The 16,965-nt window shown below is 62.6% G+C and carries 9 protein-coding genes and 2 pseudogenes; all 11 read left to right on the top strand.

Going from position 1 to position 16,965, the window contains the following annotated elements; translation table 11 throughout:
• Positions 1-6 precede the first annotated feature (6 nt).
• Positions 7-1,137, top strand: a complete 1,131-nt coding sequence (locus MHI43_RS15415; protein WP_036663007.1) for a Gfo/Idh/MocA family oxidoreductase — start codon at positions 7-9, stop codon at positions 1,135-1,137.
• A 93-nt stretch (positions 1,138-1,230) separates the two neighbouring features.
• A pseudogene (locus MHI43_RS15410) lies at positions 1,231-2,229 on the top strand (four-carbon acid sugar kinase family protein); the annotation flags it as partial.
• 52 nt (positions 2,230-2,281) lie between these two features.
• A pseudogene (locus tag MHI43_RS15405) lies at positions 2,282-2,455 on the top strand (4-hydroxythreonine-4-phosphate dehydrogenase PdxA); the annotation flags it as partial.
• A 1,780-nt stretch (positions 2,456-4,235) separates the two neighbouring features.
• Positions 4,236-4,901: an aspartate/glutamate racemase family protein gene (locus tag MHI43_RS15400; protein WP_036663011.1), complete on the top strand. Its 666-nt coding sequence runs from the start codon at positions 4,236-4,238 to the stop codon at positions 4,899-4,901.
• 28 nt (positions 4,902-4,929) lie between these two features.
• Positions 4,930-6,201 (top strand): ribulose-bisphosphate carboxylase large subunit family protein, encoded by a 1,272-nt coding sequence (locus tag MHI43_RS15395; RefSeq protein WP_036663012.1) that lies wholly within the window; start codon positions 4,930-4,932, stop codon positions 6,199-6,201.
• Positions 6,180-7,604, top strand: coding sequence for a four-carbon acid sugar kinase family protein (locus MHI43_RS15390; protein WP_235201790.1), 1,425 nt, complete (start codon positions 6,180-6,182; stop codon positions 7,602-7,604). The genes MHI43_RS15395 and MHI43_RS15390 overlap by 22 nt, the downstream gene beginning before the upstream one ends.
• A gap of 284 nt (positions 7,605-7,888) precedes the next feature.
• Complete coding sequence (locus tag MHI43_RS15385; protein ID WP_235201791.1) at positions 7,889-8,176, top strand: hypothetical protein; 288 nt, start codon at positions 7,889-7,891, stop codon at positions 8,174-8,176.
• A 487-nt stretch (positions 8,177-8,663) separates the two neighbouring features.
• Positions 8,664-11,783, top strand: a complete 3,120-nt coding sequence (locus MHI43_RS15380; protein ID WP_235201792.1) for a hypothetical protein — start codon at positions 8,664-8,666, stop codon at positions 11,781-11,783.
• On the top strand, positions 11,780-12,799 hold the full coding sequence (locus MHI43_RS15375; RefSeq protein WP_036663013.1) for a hypothetical protein: 1,020 nt from the start codon (positions 11,780-11,782) through the stop codon (positions 12,797-12,799). The genes MHI43_RS15380 and MHI43_RS15375 overlap by 4 nt, the downstream gene beginning before the upstream one ends.
• A complete protein-coding gene (locus MHI43_RS15370) occupies positions 12,786-15,485 on the top strand; it encodes a family 78 glycoside hydrolase catalytic domain (protein WP_051425356.1) in 2,700 nt (899 codons plus the stop codon). The genes MHI43_RS15375 and MHI43_RS15370 overlap by 14 nt, the downstream gene beginning before the upstream one ends.
• A 109-nt stretch (positions 15,486-15,594) precedes the next feature.
• Positions 15,595-16,806, top strand: coding sequence for an iron-containing alcohol dehydrogenase (locus MHI43_RS15365; protein WP_036663014.1), 1,212 nt, complete (start codon positions 15,595-15,597; stop codon positions 16,804-16,806).
• Positions 16,807-16,965: the final 159 nt, after the last annotated feature.

Genomic DNA, 16,965 nt, shown 5'->3' with positions numbered 1-16,965 from the left:
CGATACATGAACACCTACAAGCTTGGCGTCGTTGGACTGGGGGAAGGCCGGAGCATTATGTCCGCGGCGTTAAGCAGCACGAGATGGGAGCTTGTCCAAGTATGCGATATTAATCCGGCGGTATGCAAGCTTCGGGCCGAGGAGTTCGGCTTCGATCAGTGGACGACGGATTACGGGGAGCTGTTAAGCAATCCGGCCATCGACGTCGTCGCCATTTATTCGCCCGACCCGCTGCACCTCCCCCACATGATTCAGGCGCTGCAGGCAGGCAAGCACGTCATCTGCACGAAACCGATGTTGACCTCGCTTGAGGGGGCGAACGAGCTGCTAGAGCTGGCGGGGAGATCCGGCAAGCATGTATTCGTCGGGCAAAGCTCCCGTTTCTTCGAACCGATGATCCGCCAGCGCGCAGATTACGAGCGGGGTCGCCACGGAAGCATCCAGACGGTTGAAGCTCATTATATCGCGGACAGCCGCTGGTTCTTGAACAAGCCGTGGAGCCGGCAGAAGGGCTTCAGCTGGATGTACAATTTCATGATACACGCCGTCGATCTGGTCCGCTGGTATTTGCCGGGCGCCTTGGAGGTGACCGGATACGGCAACGTCAGCGGGAACAGCCGCCAATACGGCCTCGAGACGTGGGATTCCATGCGGCTCCTCGTTCGGGACGAAGAAGGCAGGATCGGCCAAATATCGGGCAGCTATACCTTGCCGGCGTTAGGCTCGGAGGTCGAGCCGGGAATCGGCTGCGTCATTCGGGGGACGAAGGGCTCCTCGCGGGCGGAGTACTCCAATCTGCTGTATCATACGCGATTCGAGGGCGAAGGCCGCAAGACGTATTCCTTCGAGAATAAGCGCGATTATTACTTCCGATTCGAGGGCAACAGCCATCACGCGGGGGAATATCAGAACTACATCGACTATTTCGCGGAATGTCTGGACAATGGCGCGAAGCCGCTGCCGGACGCGGAGGAAGCGGTGGTGACGCTCGCCTTGATGGCGGCGATGGAGCGAACCATGCGGGAAGGCGGCAGGCCGGTCCGCGTGGATGAGCTGCTCCGCGAGAACGGGCTGGCGCATCTGCGGAAGCTCTTGCGGGACGAGACCATGAGCCGCGGGGAGATGCGTCTGCCATGAACGAGCTTGCGATTATCGCGGACGACTTGATGGGAGCCACCGACTCGGGCGTGCAGTTCGCGCGGAGAGGCTTCGATACGCAGGTCGTCTTGCATGCGGAAGAGGTTTCGGCGATCGAAAGGAATTCCGAAATTATCTGCTGGATACGGACAGCAGGGCGGTTGCCGCAGGCGAGGCCTACGAGCGGACCAGGCTCGCCGCGCTCCAAGTCGCGCGGATGGGCTTCAAGCACGTGTACAAAAAGCTGGATTCCACGCTGAGGGGCAATCTCGCGCGGAAATCGACGCCGTCGCGGATGCCATTCCCGTGGATTGCATCATCGTTGCACCCGCCTATCCGAAGATCGGAAGGACGACCCGAAACGGCATTCATTATGTGAACGATGTAAGGATCGATCGGACGGAAACCGCTAAGGATCCCAAATCTCCCGTCGCCGAAGCCGATCTCGTCAAGCTGCTGGCCTCCCAATCGCAACGGCAAGCGGGACTGCTGCCGCTTGAAGCACTGCGAGCGGGCGCGGAAGCCGCTAGCTTGCGAATCGGGAAGCTGCTTCGGAGCGGCATCGAAATCATCGTATGCGACGCCGTCTCGGACGAGGATTTGCGGCGAATCGCCGACGTCGCGGCGGCAGGCGTGGGACGAATGCTATGGGCAGGCTCGGCCGGTCTCGCGGAATGCCTGCCGGATTCGCTCGCGTTGGCGAGAGGCCACAGAGCGCACGAGCACCTGTCGCGAGTCGTCCCCGAAAGGGGGAAACCCGTTCTATTGGTTGCGGACAGCATCTCCAAGATTACCCGGAGCCAGGTTGCCGCGTTCAATCAATGCCCGCGAACAAAGGCCGTGGAGCTCGACGCCATCGCGGCCATGACTTCCGACGAAGGCTGCGACCGGGAGCTCGAGCGGTGCAGCTCGGCCGTCCGGACGGCGCTTGCGGCAGGCTTTGACGTTTCCTTGTACGCCGGCTGCTCGCCCGGACAAGTCCGGTCGGCCCAAGTGGCGGGCGCCGCGAGAGGATTGCAGGCGGCGGAAGTGTCGAACCGGATCGCGTCGCTGCTCGGTTTGGCGGCTTCCGAATGCATGGATACGACGGAGCTGCAAGGCGTCATTCTGACCGGGGGAGACACGGCGAAGGCCGTATGCAGGCATCTGACTGGAAGCCGGAGTCAACATTACCGTCGGTCTGCCGATTATCCGGACGAGCGTCGACCACGGAACGGCGTTCGATATCGCCGGCAAAGGCATTGCCGACGAGCAAAGCATGAAGGAAGCGATCCGCCAAGCGATCGAGCTGACGCCCGGCGGACGGCGATCCGAATAACGAGAGGGGGAATTCGCATGGCAACGCGTCAAATTCCGGACACGTTGATGCTGGAAGAACGGGCGGCCCATGCATTGAACGCCATGGTGGGCATGGCGGACGAGGATTTTGGCCATATCCCGTTTTTCGCGGCTAATTTAATGGCAAAGCCCGCGTTCGTGACGCATGGGGATTGGGATTACGGCTCCTCACACGGACGCATGATCGACGGCATGATCCTTGCCCGCCATATGTCCGGCGCCACGTTCGGACGCGAGGTGGAGGAGCGCTACCGGGCCAACTTGCTCTCCTTCTTCAAGGAAGACGGCATGAGCTATCGCCAATTGAATCCGGTATACCGCTGGGAGACGAACGCCAATCTGATCGATCAGCGCGCGGTCATCTTGTCGCTGGCGACATGGTACATGGAAACGGGGGACGAGAAGGCGAAGGAAGCGGCAGATCGTCACGTGGCCGCGTTGAAGCGGATCGCGGTCAAGGAGCGCGACATTTGGTATTACCCGGCATCCGAATACAAGGAATCCGGCTGGCCATCCGCGAACGCCGTGCAGCTCCGGCTTGCCCCGGATCCGGCTTCCTTCTGCGGCAGGCTGATCATGCCGCTCCTGAAGTACCACGAATTAACGGGAAATCCGGACGCCTTCGAGCTCTGCCAATATTTCACGGCGCTTATTACGGAACGAAGCCGTGTCTTCCTGGAGGACGGAAGCTTCAACGACGCGCCTGCCTACCGGAGCGGACATTTCCATACCCGCCTCGGCACGCTCGACGCGATCGCCCGTTTCGGCGAATTCACGGGCAACGCCGCATTGATTGCCTGGGTGAAGAAGAGCTACGATTGGGCGCTGACGAAGTGCACATCGTTCGGCTGGACCCCAGGCGATCTGCACGAGCAGGCTTACGAGCACGAAACCTGTTCGCTCGTGGACTTGATCGCGACCGGGATCACGCTCGCCAGGAACGGCTACGTGGAGTATTGGGGAACCGTGGAGCGGTTCATCCGGAACCATCTTGCGGAATCGCAATTGCTGGACTTGAATTGGGTCGAGCAGTTGGACGACAAGTCCCGCGACGTTCGCGCGGACCGCTCCTATTACAAGGTCGCGGACCGTTCGCGCGGCGCTTTCGCCGGCTATTCCGCTCCCAACGATTTCTGCTGCGACGTGAACGAGGGTCGCGGCCATACGAACGATTTGCAGCTTTGCTGCTTAGGCTCCGGAACCCGGGGGTTGTTCATGGGCTGGAGCAACGCCATTACCGAGCGGGACGGCATGATCAGCGTCAACTTCCTGCTGAACCGAGGCTCGAAATGGCTGGACGTCGACAGTTATTTGCCGCATGAAGGCAAAGTCGTGCTTCACGTTCGCCGGGATTTGCGGCGGCTGGCCGTTCGCATTCCGGAATGGGCGGGCTTTACCAAAATAAACGTGCTCCGCGAGCTCGGCGGCGAGACGGCGGAAAGCAACGGAAAAGCTCCGAGCAGTTGGATCAATAAATGCTTCCTGCTGCTCGGGGCGGCCCGCGAGGGCGAGACGATCACGATCACGTTTCCGTTAAGCTTCCGAACCACGCAGGAGAATGCGGTCGGCCAATCGTTCGCGGCGCAGTGGCGAGGCGATGACGTCGTCGAGATCAGTCCGAAGGGACGGCAAAAGCCGCTGTACAGCGGACGCGCCGTCTACGACCGCGCGCCTATGCGGGAGGGCGATTATCGCAGACCGGATCGCGATTTCGTCTGGTAGCGCCATGAAGCGCAATGATGAAAGACGGAGGGGAATCCATGAAATGGACGGTTGCCGCGGTATATACGGGCCAAGGGCTCGCGGATCCGCTGAAGAAAATATTCGATGAGCTGCTGCCGGACTGCCGGCTCGTCAATCTGATCGACGACGGTTTGATCCATGACGTCGTTCGCGCGGGAGAGATTACGCCGCTAGTGTCGAAGCGGCTGCTGACTTACTATCGGAACGCAGAGGAGCTTGGAGCCGACGTCATTCTGAATACCTGCTCCTCGGTCGGCGAAGCGGTCGACCGGACGAGACCGTTCGTATCCGTGCCCATCGTGAAGATCGATCAGGAAATGGCTCTGGAAGCGGTAAGCCGCTATGCCCGCATCGGCGTCATCGCGACTTTGCCGACGACGCTGCAGCCGACCAAGGCCTTGCTGCTCTCTCAAGCGGAGGCGATCGGCCAAAAAGTCGTATTGGCGGACGGACTGGCGGCGGGAGCATATGATGCCCTGGTTGCCGGCAAGCCGGAAGAGCATGACGCGCTGATCGCGAACGCGGCGGCCGGCCTTGCCGGCTCGGTGGACGCGATCGTGCTCGCGCAAGGCTCGATGGCAAGGATGGAAGCCGCGCTCCGGGAGAAAACCGGCAAGCCGGTATTGTCGAGTCCGCGTTCGGGCGTCATGGCCGTGAAGCGGGCATTGGAATCTTTGAGTTAATCGATATGCTACGGCGAGGTGTTGGGAATTGGAAACGAATCGGGTAACGGCTACTTATTTGGTGGAAACCCCGTTGACGCTGGAGCAGGCGGCCGCGTCCATCGCAGGGGAGCAATCGACGGGCACGTTCACGGCGGTGCCCGGCGAGACGGAGCCGCTCAAGGAGCGGCACGGCGCCAGAATCGAACGAATGACGCCATTGGAGCAGGTTGCGCAGCCGTCGCTTCCCGGAGCGCTCGCTCCGCCGGCCACACAAGGACGCTATTCGCGCGGAGAGATTGTCGTTTCGTTCCCGCTTCATAATTTCGGGCCGTCGATTCCGAATCTGATGGCCTGCGTGGCCGGCAATCTGTACGAGCTCCGCGAGCTGTCGGGGTTGCGTCTCGTCGATCTGGAGCTGCCGGAGGACTTCAAGTCCCGTTATCCGGGTCCGCGCTTCGGCATCGAAGGGACCCGGCGAATAACCGGCGTCCGCGGCCGGCCGATCATCGGTACGATCATTAAGCCGAGCGTGGGTCTCGGGCGTGCGGAATTGGAGGCGCTCGTATACGACCTGGCCGTATCGGGGGTTGATTTCATCAAGGACGACGAGCTGAACGCGAATCCGCCTTATTTGCCCCTGCGGGAAAAAGCGGAGACGGTGATGCGGGCCATCGGGAGAGCGGCGGACAAGACGGGGCGCAAGGCGATGTACGCCTGCAATATTACGGGCGACATCGAAGAGCTGCAACGAAACCACGAGCATGTGGTCAAGGCGGGCGGCAATTGCGTAATGGTCAGCATCAACAGCATCGGTTTCGCGGGACTCGCCTATTTGAACGGCTTCAGCGAGGTTCCCGTCCACGGTCACCGGAATCAGTGGGGGATGCTGACGCGGCACGGACAGCTCGGGATGGATTTCCGGGTCTATCAGAAGCTGTGCAGGCTTGCGGGGGCCGACCATCTGCACGTGAACGGTCTGGGCAGCAAGTTCTACGAAAGCGACGAATCCGTCGCGAGGTCCGTGGAAGCCTGTCTGCAGCCCATGTGGGACGGCTATTCGGCGATGCCGGTACTCTCGTCGGGGCAATGGGCGGGGACGGCGGAGACGACGTTCGAACGGACGCGATCGGTAGATGTCATGCATCTCGCCGGCGGAGGCATTCTTGCCCATCCGGACGGGCCGGCTGCCGGCGTTGAAAGCATGAAGCAAGGCTGGGAGGCCGCGATGCGCGGCATTCCCGCCGAAGAATACGCGAAGGAGCGGGTCGAGTTGCGGCGCGCGTTCGACAAGTTTAAGTGCAAGGAACGAGCGCTATGAGCGTACCGGGAGCTATGCCGAAACATAACGATCGGCTGCTATGCTTCTACGGTGACGACTTTACCGGCTCCACCGACGCGATGGAGGCTCTCGCCAAGAGCGGCGCGGACACAGTGCTGTTTCTTGATCCCCCGCCGCCGGAGCTGCTCGCCGAACGGTTCCCGAACGTGCGGTGCTTCGGCGTCGCGGGCGTAAGCCGGTCGATGACGCCGGACGAGATGGAGCGCGAGCTTCGGCCGGCGCTCGAACGGCTCCATGCTTACGGAACGGCCGTCGTGCATTATAAAGTATGCTCCACCTTCGATTCTTCGCCCCGCGCGGGAAGCATCGGCAAGGTGCTGGAGCTGGGCAGGTCCGTCTATCCGCGTCAAAGGTACGTGCCGATCCTGGTCGGCGTGCCGGCCCTGAAGCGCTACACGCTGTTCGGCCACCACTTCGCCGCGGCGGGCGCCGACGGTGGTACGTACCGGCTGGACCGCCATCCCACGATGTCCCGCCATCCCATTACGCCCATGCGGGAATCCGATCTTCGCTTGCATCTTCGGGAGCAAACGGATTTGCCCGTTTCGTTAATGGAGTGGACGGCCTTGGACGGCGTGCCCGAGGAGGTGTCGGCCAGGCTCGAGCATCGGCTGGAGGTCGGGGAGCCGGCCGCTCTCCTGTTCGACGTCATCGACGACCCGCGGCTGGAGGCGGCGGGCAGATTAATGTGGCGGGAGGCCGAGGAACGGGGGACTGGACTATTCGTCATTGGCTCGTCGGGCGTGGAATACGCGCTGGCCGCCCATTGGGCGAAAGAGGGGCTCGTCGACCCGGGAGGGGCGCGGCTGCAAGCGGCGGAACAAGCGGATCAATTGTTGGTCGTCTCGGGAAGCTGTTCGCCGGTCACGCAATCGCAGATCGCGTGGGCGCTTAAGCGAGGTTACGCCGGCATACGGGTGCGGGCGCGGGATTGGCTCGAACCGGGGCGGGCGGACGAGGCGAGACGGTCGCTGCTGAAGCAGGCGCTGCCGCTCGTCGAGCAAGGCAGGAATATCATCGTCTATTCCGCGGACGGACCCGAGGATCCAGCCATCGCAGCGCTTCGGGAGGCCTTGACCGCCAGAGGCATGGAGCCGGCGGATTCCGGACGTTTGATCGGCACGCAGCTTGGCAGGCTGACCTCGGACCTCTTGCGGGCGACGGGCTTGCGCCGCATTCTTATTGCCGGAGGCGATACCTCCGGTTACGTGACGCGCGAGCTGGGCATTTACGCCCTGTCATGCTTGAGCGCCATCGTCCCGGGGGGGCCGTTATGCCGTTGCTACTCCGAGGATCCGCGGCTGGACGGGCTTCAGCTGGCGCTGAAAGGCGGTCAGGTCGGGGGGGCCGATTATTTCGAACGCGTAAGACTCGGAGGATGAGAGCGATAGCGTGGCAGCCTGCGGCGTAAACGAACAATCGAAGCAAGCAATCGCTTCCCGGCACGGGAGTGACGGCTTGCTTTTTTCGTCCTCGAAATCAAGAAACGCAACGAATCGCACATCACTCAGAAATGACCTATAAAGTCGATGGAAGCAACCTATAAACAAAGCCTTTAAACCGTGTAGAGTGGTGTTCAAACGAACAGAACCCGGCTAGGCGGGGGAATCGCACGCTCGCGCGAAGGCCTGTATCGGAGAGGAGAGGGAATGGGCATGGTTTCGGAATGGACTCGAATGCACGATCGGTTCAAGGAGCCGGATCCGCGATACGGACCGGTGCCGTTCTGGTGGTGGAGCGGCGAAGAGGTGACGGAAGAGCGAATCCGGTGGCAGCTGCGGAAATTCCGGGAGGGAGGGCTGCGCAATATCGGCATTATCCATCTGGCGCCGACCGGACCGCAATACGGCTCCTGCGGCGATCGCCCGGCTTACATGAGCGAGGAATGGTGGACGCTGTTCGAGGCCGCGCTGCGGGAAGCGGAGCGGCTGGGGATGAGACTGTGGTTCTATGATCAAATCGGGTTCTCCGGCGCGAACGAACTCGCGCGCCTCGTCGCGGAGGTGCCGGCATACTCGGGCTATCAGCTGCGCAGGTATCCGAAGGATGAGGAAGCGCCTTCTGGCTCCCAGCTCTTGCTGGAGACGGACGATTACCGGTACACCGCCGAGCGTCAGGGCTTCAACTGGCTGGATCCGAAGGCGTCGGCCGCCTTGCTGGGCCGGGTGCACGGCGAATTCGAGAGACGCTTTCCGGACGATCTCGGCCGAACGATCGCGGGCAGCTTTCAAGACGAGCTGCCGCCGCTGCCGCTATGGTCGCCGGAAGTGCCGATCCTCTATCGCGAGCGTCACCGGCACGATTTGTTGGAGGCGCTTCCAGCGTTGTTCGACGAAGGGCCGGGCGCGGCAGACGTTCGCCGACGCGTCTACGTGATCGCGGCGGAGCTCGCCGAACGGGCGTTCTTCGAGCCGCTCGGCGAGTGGCACCGCAAATACGGCATGCTGATCGGCTGCGACCAGGCCGGCCCGGCGCGCAGAGCCGACGTTCACGGCGCGCAGCGTCTGTACCTCGATTACTTCCGGACGCACCGGTGGTACAATTCGCCCGGAGCGGACATGGACGGGGACTTGAAGGCCCACTCCTCCCTCGTCCATTTGAACGGCGGATCCCGCGTCTGGTTGGAGGGCTTTCACTCCAGCGGCTGGGGCGGCACGCTCGAGGAAACGATGCATTGGTTGGTGCCTTGGCTGCAGACGGGCGTGACGCTGTTCAGTCCCCACGCCGTCTATTACTCCACCCGCGGCGGATGGTGGGAATGGGCGCCGCCGGATACGGGGTGGCGCCAGCCCTACTTCGAGCACTACGGGGTGTTCGCGGACACCGTCAGCCGGGTATGCCGCTTGCTGAGCGAGGGAAACCATGTCGCCGACGTTGCCGTTCATTATCCGTCTTATGCGGCAGTAGGGTATCTGTCCCTGGACGACGTGAAGCCGAACGAGCATCCGATGGGCGCTTCCAACCGGGACCCCCGCGAGAGGATTACGCAGCTGAGACGGGCGTACTGGAGCGTGGCGGGCACGACCCACCGCAAGGATACCGAGACGTATGCGGGTTCGCTTCGCACCCTTGGACTCGACTTCGACGTCGTTGACGATTCCGCGCTGGAGAGAAGCCTCGTCAGGGACGGTAAGCTGGAGATCGCCGGCGAGCGATTCGGCGTGCTCGTGTTATGCGGGACGACCGTCATGGACGCGCCGGCGCTTGCAATGGCTCAGGCCATGGCGCGGCAAGGCGGGATGGTCGTCGGGGTAGACGTCCCGGAGGAGGAGCGTGGAGCGATTCCGGGCGCCGTCTTCGTCGACACGGCGGAGGAGGCGGCCGCGCTCGCCGAGCGGAAGGCGGAGAAGCGAGCGGAAGGACCGGGACTGTCGCTGCATCGGCGAACGGACGACGCGGATATCTTTCTCTTGCTGCCGGAGAACGGCGCGCTGCTGAAGATGCACGAACCGGCGGTCGAGTCCGCGCGGCCGCTTCCGCCAGCCGTCTACCGGCTGCGAACGGCCGGCGTTCCGGAGCTATGGGACCCGGTAACCGGCCGAACCGGTCCCGTCGCGTATGCGCGCGAGGGCGATTGGATCCGCGTAGAGGCCTCCTTCGACCATTGGCCTGCCGCCTTGATCGTGTGCGGCGCGACGTCCGTCCGGGATGCGGGAAGCCGAGCGGCAGACGAGTCGGCGGCGGCACGGACCTCGGCTTTGGTCTCGCACCCGGAACGCTTTCCCGCGGAGATCGGATCAGGTCCGGCAGGCGGCGGAGAGGAACGAACGCTGGAGGAGTGGCGCGTCCGGATCGAGCCGACGCTGGACAATCGGTACGGGGACTTCGACCTGCATGCTGAACGACGGGGACTGATGCCTCCCGAGCGGCGCATGATGCGGGTCCGCACGGAGGAACGCGGCGAGGACGGAACGGCGGCAGGCTGGCAGATGCCGGAGTATTCCGACGCGGGTTGGGACGAACGGCTATGGAGCGAAGCCGCTTACTGGCACGTTCATAAAGGCGAGTCCTACGATCCGAAAGAAGCGGAGCCGCTTGTCTACAGCACGGTATTCGGCGATCTGAAATTCCGGTCCTGGGCCGGACGGATGGGCCGCGTGCCGCGAAGATATTTGCATCTTGGCGAAGCGTCGAAGGGCGAAACCGTCTGGGCCGCCACGAACGCCATGGCTCGCGAGGAAGGATGCTTCTGGATCCGAACGGAAAGCAATGCCGATCTGCAGGGATGGGTGAACGGCGAGGCCATCGAATGGAGCGGCGGACCGGAGGAGAGGACGGCTTGGGTTCGGCTGAAGGAAGGGCCGAACGCGGTCTTGCTGCGAGCGGAAGCAAGATCGAAGGGCATGCAGCGCGCGGCGGTCGAAATCAACGAATCGGCCGCGATGCCCTTGCCCAAATGGATATACGCGGGACGGCCGGCTGCCAGCTCCCGCCTTCGGATCGGGCTGGCGGCGCCGCCGAACCGGCCGGCAAGCCGCGTGCGCCTTGTGTTCGCCGCGCGGGGAAGGGCGGTCCTTGCAGTGAACGGGATTGCCGTAACCGAGCATGGGGACTTCAATCCGTACATTCGGCAGGGCCAGGAGGAAGTCGATATTACTGCTTATTGGCGGGAAGGCGCGAACGACATCGCGCTGCTGCTGCCCGAAGGCAAAGGCGACGTATTCGTCGACGGGAGAATCGAGCTGGCGGACGGCGGCGCGATTCCCTTCTGCACCGGTCCAGATTGGCTGGACGAACGGGGAGAACCCGCGCTAGTCCATCATGGCGGCGTGCTGCAATTCGCCGAGACGGAGTCGCTCTGGATCAACGATCGTCCCCATCCGCTGCCCGGCGTGGGCTGGCTGATGCCGGGCTCGGCGCCTTCGACGGCGCCCGTCCCGTTCGTGGCGGACGCGAGCCGGATTGGTCGGCCGATTTGGCTCCGATTCCCTCTGCCCGTCGGTACGCATCGCATGCACCTGGAGGTCGAGGGCAAGGTGCGTCTTTGGATCGGCGGGCAAGAGACGGCGTTCGCGAGCGGTTGCTGTTCCTTCGCCCCGCAGGCGGCGGGAACGATGGCCGCCGTCCGAATCGAACCGGAAGGCGCGTTGACGGAAGCCGCCGTGATGAACGCGCCGATCCGGTTCGAAACCTTACCTCGCCTAGGGGAGCTTGGCGACTGGCGGACCGCGCTGCATCTGCCGCATCACAGCGGTGCCGTTGAATACGAGACGCGGCTGGAGCTCGCGGCGGAAGGCACGGTATTGCTCGATTTGGGCCACGTGAGGGGGACCGCCGAGGTGTGGGCGGACGGTGCTCCCGCCGGCGTCCGTGTATGGCGCCCGTATCGGTTCGCGTTAGGCAAGCTGGCCGCGGGCTCGCATAAGCTGCGCGTACGCGTCACGAATACGCTAGGCACATTCTATGAGCACGGCCGCCCGACAAGTCTCGTCGGCGCGAACCCGGCCGTCACCTACTGGGACAAGACGCCGAGGCCGGAATGGCAGGCTTCGTTCCCTGCCGGAGGGCTGTACGGTCCCGTTCGAGCATGGTTCACGCAATCGGAGGAGGATGAAAGATGACGATCGATGCTTGGCTGACGCCTTACAAACGGAGCGAACCGGTTCTGGTCGGCTCCGGGGAGGAAGGCGCTTTCGATTACCACGCGGTGGACTGTCCGTTCGTGTTCCGCCACAACGGCCGGTTCTACATGATGTACGTCGGCTACGACGGCATCGGCTATCAGACGGCGCTTGCGGTCGGCGACGATCTGCTGCGGTTCGAACCTTTATCGACGATATTGCGCTGCGACGAAGGCTCGGCCTGGGATTCGAGAAACGTGGCGGGAACCTGGATGCTGCGCGACAACGATTTGCACGGGCCGGGCACGCTCAAAAAGTGGAACGGCAAATATTGGCTTGCCTATCACTCCTATCCGGGCGACGGCTACGAGGCAGGCTCGGCCCGAATCGGCTTGGCCTGGACGGAGGACGAGGAGCTGCTCGAGTGGCATCGGCTTCCGGAGCCGATCTTGACGCCGGAGGAAGGAGAGCCGTGGGAGAGCGGCGGGCTCTACAAGGAGTGCTTGCTCGAGCATGAAGGAACCTTTTATTTGTTCTACAACGCCAAAAACCAAACGCACGGCCGATGGATCGAGCAGACGGGTCTCGCGACCTCGACGGATCTCGTCCGGTGGACCCGGCATCCGGACAATCCCGTCCTTCGCGTTACGCCGGGGGCATGGGACGGCGGATTCGTCAGCGATCCTTGCGTGCTAAGGGACGGAGACCGCTGGGCCATGTTCTTCTTCGGCTTCGACTACAAGAAGGCGCAGGAAGGCGTCGCCTACTCCGCCGACCTTCTGAATTGGACCAAACATCCCGATCCGATCATCGAGACCGGCCAGCCGGGAGAGCTGGACGCATCCTACGCCCACAAGCCTTCCGTCATCGCGCACGAAGGCGTGTTGTACCACTTCTATACGGCATGCCGCAAGCCTCAGAAAGGCGACAGGACCTGCAACTTCTTCCCCGAATACCGAACGATCGCCGTGGCGACTTCGCGCGAGTTAAAGGAGGAGCAGCGTGGCGGCGATTAAAGCGACGGACTTGCGGACGGAGGGCATCCTTAACCCGTTCGGGCTGGACGCGGAGCGTCCCCGGTTAAGCTGGTCGTTCGGGCAGCCGGCCGGAGTCGGAAGCGGCCAAAGCGCTTACCGAATCGCCGTCGCGTCCAGCGAGGAGCGTCTAAAGCTCGGCGAACCGGATGTATGGGACAGCGGCATCGTGAGAAGCTGCGAGCATGTTTCCATCCCGTACGAAGGGGCGTCGCTGATGCCGAGGCGGAGGTATTACTGGCACGTAACGGCGTGGGACGGCCAAGGTCAACCGGCCGTCAGCAAGGCGGCATGGTGGGAGACGGGCCTATTGGCCGAAGCGAAATGGTCGGAGCGCTGGATCGGCGATGCCGCCGAAGCGGCGGACCGCGGACCGATGATCCAGCTCCGGAAGTCTTTCGAGGTGAAGAAGCCGGTTGCCCGCGCGCGCGCTTACGTAACCGGACTCGGACATTACGAGCTGCGCCTGAACGGGGCGAAGGTCGGCGACCGGCAGCTTGAGCCGGGGTGGACGAATTACGACAAGACGGTGCTGTACTCGGTTTACGACGTGACGCCCGGGCTCAGGCAGGGGGAGAACGCGGTGGGCGTTCTCCTCGGCAACGGCTTCTATCGCGTGGCCGGCGGACGCTACGCCAAGTTCAAGGGCAGCTTCGGCAACCCGAAATGTTTGGCGGAGCTGGTCATCGAATATGCCGACGGGACCGCGGAGACGATCGTCACCGACGGAACTTGGTCGCTAAGCGACAGCCCTCTTACCTTCTCATGTATTTACGGCGGCGAGGATTACGATGCCGGATTGGAGCGGACGGGCTGGGACGGTCCGGGCTTCGTGGAAGACGGGGATTGGAGACGCGCTTGCGAGCTGGAGCCCCCGCCCGGCAAACTGACGGCGCAATCGTCTCCCCCGCTCGCGATTACCAAGCGCTTGCCCGCACGCAGCGTCTCGGAGCCGCGGAGGGGCGTGTACGTCTACGACTTGGGGCAAAATTTCTCGGGCTGGCCGTGCATTCGCGTCAGCGGCCCGAACGGAACGCGGGTCAAGCTGAAGCCCGCGGAGCTCTTGACGGAAGAGGGGTTGGCCAATCAGAAATATTCGGGATCGCCATACGAGCTGAATTACGTCTTGAAGGGGGAAGGCATCGAAGAATGGCATCCCCGGTTCACGTATTACGGCTTCCGGTACGTGCAAGTGGAGGGCGCGGCGCCCGCCGGCGAAGGCGTCGAGGAATCGGACCTTCCCGTGCTGCACGGTCTCGAAGGCCACATGATCGGTCCGGACGTCGAGGACGCCGGGGGCTTTCGGTGCTCGGATCCGCTGCTCAACCGGATTCACGAGATCATCAACTGGGCGATCCTCAGCAACATGAAGAGCGTCTTCACGGACTGTCCGCATCGCGAGAAGCTGGGCTGGTTGGAGCAGCTACATCTCATGGGGCCTTCCGTCATGTTCAACTACGAATGCGAAGCGCTGCTCGAGAAGATCATGCGCGACATGTCGGATGCCCAGCTTCCGAACGGCATGGTGCCGACGACGGCGCCGGAGTACGTCGTATTCGAGGAGCCTTGGCACATGTTTCGCGACGCGGCCGCTTGGGGGGGCTCCTATATTCTGCTCGCGTGGGAGATGCTTCGGCGTTACGGCAGCGTCGGAACGCTCGAGCGGCACTACGAGGGGATGGGCCGTTATGTCCGTTATTTGACCGAGGCATCGGACGGCTTCATTCTGCGCGGCGGGCTCGGCGACTGGTACGACATCGGACCGAAAGGCCCCGGCTTCGCTCAGAATACGTCCGTCGCGCTGGTCGAGACGGTCATCTTCTTCGGGCTGGCGAGAGCGCTCGGCGAAATTGCGCTGGTGCTCGGCAAAGCCGAGGACGCTTCCGCCCATTCGCGGCTATCCGAATCCATTCGAACGGCGTTTCATTCGGCGTTCTACGATACGGCTAACGCCATGTACGCCGAAGGGAGCGACACGGCCATCGCCATGCCGCTCGCGATCGGCCTTGCCCCCGAGGAACTGCGCGGCGTCCTCTTGGACCGCCTCGTCCGCAATATCGGGGAGCGGGGCTGGCAGACGACCGCCGGTGACGTCGGGCACCGCTACGTGCTGTCGGCGCTTGCAAGCGGAGGCCGGTCGGATGTCGTCGGCAAGATGGCGAGAAACCCGCATGCGCCCGGCTACGCTTATCAGGTCGCTCACGGCGCGACGTCGCTGACCGAAGCCTGGGACGGACCGACCGTCGGAAAATCGCAAAACCATTTCATGCTGGGCCACTTGGAGGAGTGGCTGTACGCCAGCCTTGCCGGCTTGGATTATCGTTATCGCCCGGAAGTCGGACGCTACCTCGTCAAGGCGAAGCCGACGGTCGTCCAAGGCGTCGAATGGGCGGAAGCGTGGCAGCAGCTTCGCTCCGGCAGGGCGAGCGTCCGCTGGGAGCTCGGCCCGTCTAACCAAATGACCGTCCGGGTCGATATTCCGGCGAACAGCGAAGGTCTGATCCGGATTCCCTCCTCTCCGGACACGCCGGTGCTCGCGAGCGGGCCGGACGTCGCATACGAGGGACACGAAGACGGTCACGCGGTCTATCGTTCGGGCCCGGGCTCTTATTGCTTTACCTTTGCCGCGAATCATCGAACGACCGAGATGGAAAGAGAACGAATGTGATGAAATCGCGATTCGATCAAGGATTACCGGATTACGAGAATCGCGATACACAAGCAAGGCGGCGACAGCCCGCACGAATAACGAGGGGCAAATCCGGGAGGGAATTCGAATGAATGAGCCTGCAAGAATCTATCAATTTCAAACCTCCGGCAAAATCATCGCCGGACTTCACGCGATGCAAAATCTAGGGCCGGAACTTCGCGGCTTGGGCCGGATCAATAAGGCGCTGATCGTCGCATCGGACGCGATGCGAAGGCAAGGCGCAACGGACGAGCTGGCCGCGCGGCTGGCCGGAAGCGGCATCGCCTCCGAAACGATCGGCGGCGTCATGCGGGAGCCGACCGCGGACCACATCGAAGCGCTGGCCGACCGAATCGGGCAAGAGCCCTTCGACGTCTACATCGGAATCGGCGGCGGCAGCGTCCTGGACGCGACGAAGCTCCTGTCCGTCTTGCGTACGAACCGGCTGTGCGTGAGAGAGATGATCGGCACGGAGCGGATTCCCCATGCGGGAGTACCGACGGTGCTTATCCCGACGACGTCCGGCACGGGATCGGAAGTCACGCCGAACGCCATCGTGACGCTGGAGGAGGAAGCGTTGAAGCTGGGCATCGTCAGCAGCCGCTTATACGCGAGCTTGGTCGTGCTGGATCCCGCCTTGACACTGTCGCTTCCGCGGTCGATCACGGCGGAAACCGGCATGGACGCTTTCACGCACGCGTTGGAATCCTTTCTGTCCAACAAAGCGAACCCGATCAGCGACATGCTGGCCTTGGAGTCGATTCGTCTGCTCTCGGGAAGCATCGTGTCCGCGTTCCATGACGGACACGCCGTCGAAGACCGAAGCGCGATGCTTCTTGGTTCGATGTTCGGCGGAATGGCGCTCGCGGGCTCCGGCACGGCGGCCGTTCACGCGATGGCGTATCCGCTCGGCGGCAGGTTCCATATCCCTCACGGGGCGGCGAACGCGATGCTCCTTCCGCATGTCATGGCGTTCAATATGGACAGCGTTCAGGATAAGCTGAGGCGCGTCGCTTCCGCCATGGGCATCGTGACCGAAGCGGGCGCTTCCGCCGATGCGGCGGAGCTTGTCGTCGAACGGATCGCGGAGTGGACGAAAGAGCTGCAAATTCCGCAGAATCTAGCCGTCTACGGCGTGCAGTCCTCGGATGTTCCCGTACTCGCCGAAGCCGCTTTCCAAGTCAAGCGATTGATGGACAACAACCCGAAGCCGATGTCGATCCTTGACATCGAGGACGTTTACCGCAAACTGCTCCCTCGGATTGAATATGCTTGCAAGGAAGGTGATGCAAGCCTGTAACGGAGCCATTCGATTGGTTAACAACATGGAGGAAGTGTGAATCATGATACGCTTTATCGCTTTAAAGAGCTTAAACATTCCTATGTTGTAAAAAAATCGGCTTACGCCTGTTTGCACAGGTACGATAAGCCGATCTTCTTTATTTTGAGCTCAGAGTCT

This window comes from Paenibacillus sp. FSL H8-0457 (assembly GCF_038051935.1).
Taxonomy (GTDB): domain Bacteria; phylum Bacillota; class Bacilli; order Paenibacillales; family Paenibacillaceae; genus Paenibacillus_AQ; species Paenibacillus_AQ lautus_A.
Note: the sequence above shows the minus strand (reverse complement) of the source record. Positions and strands in the feature narration are given on the sequence as shown.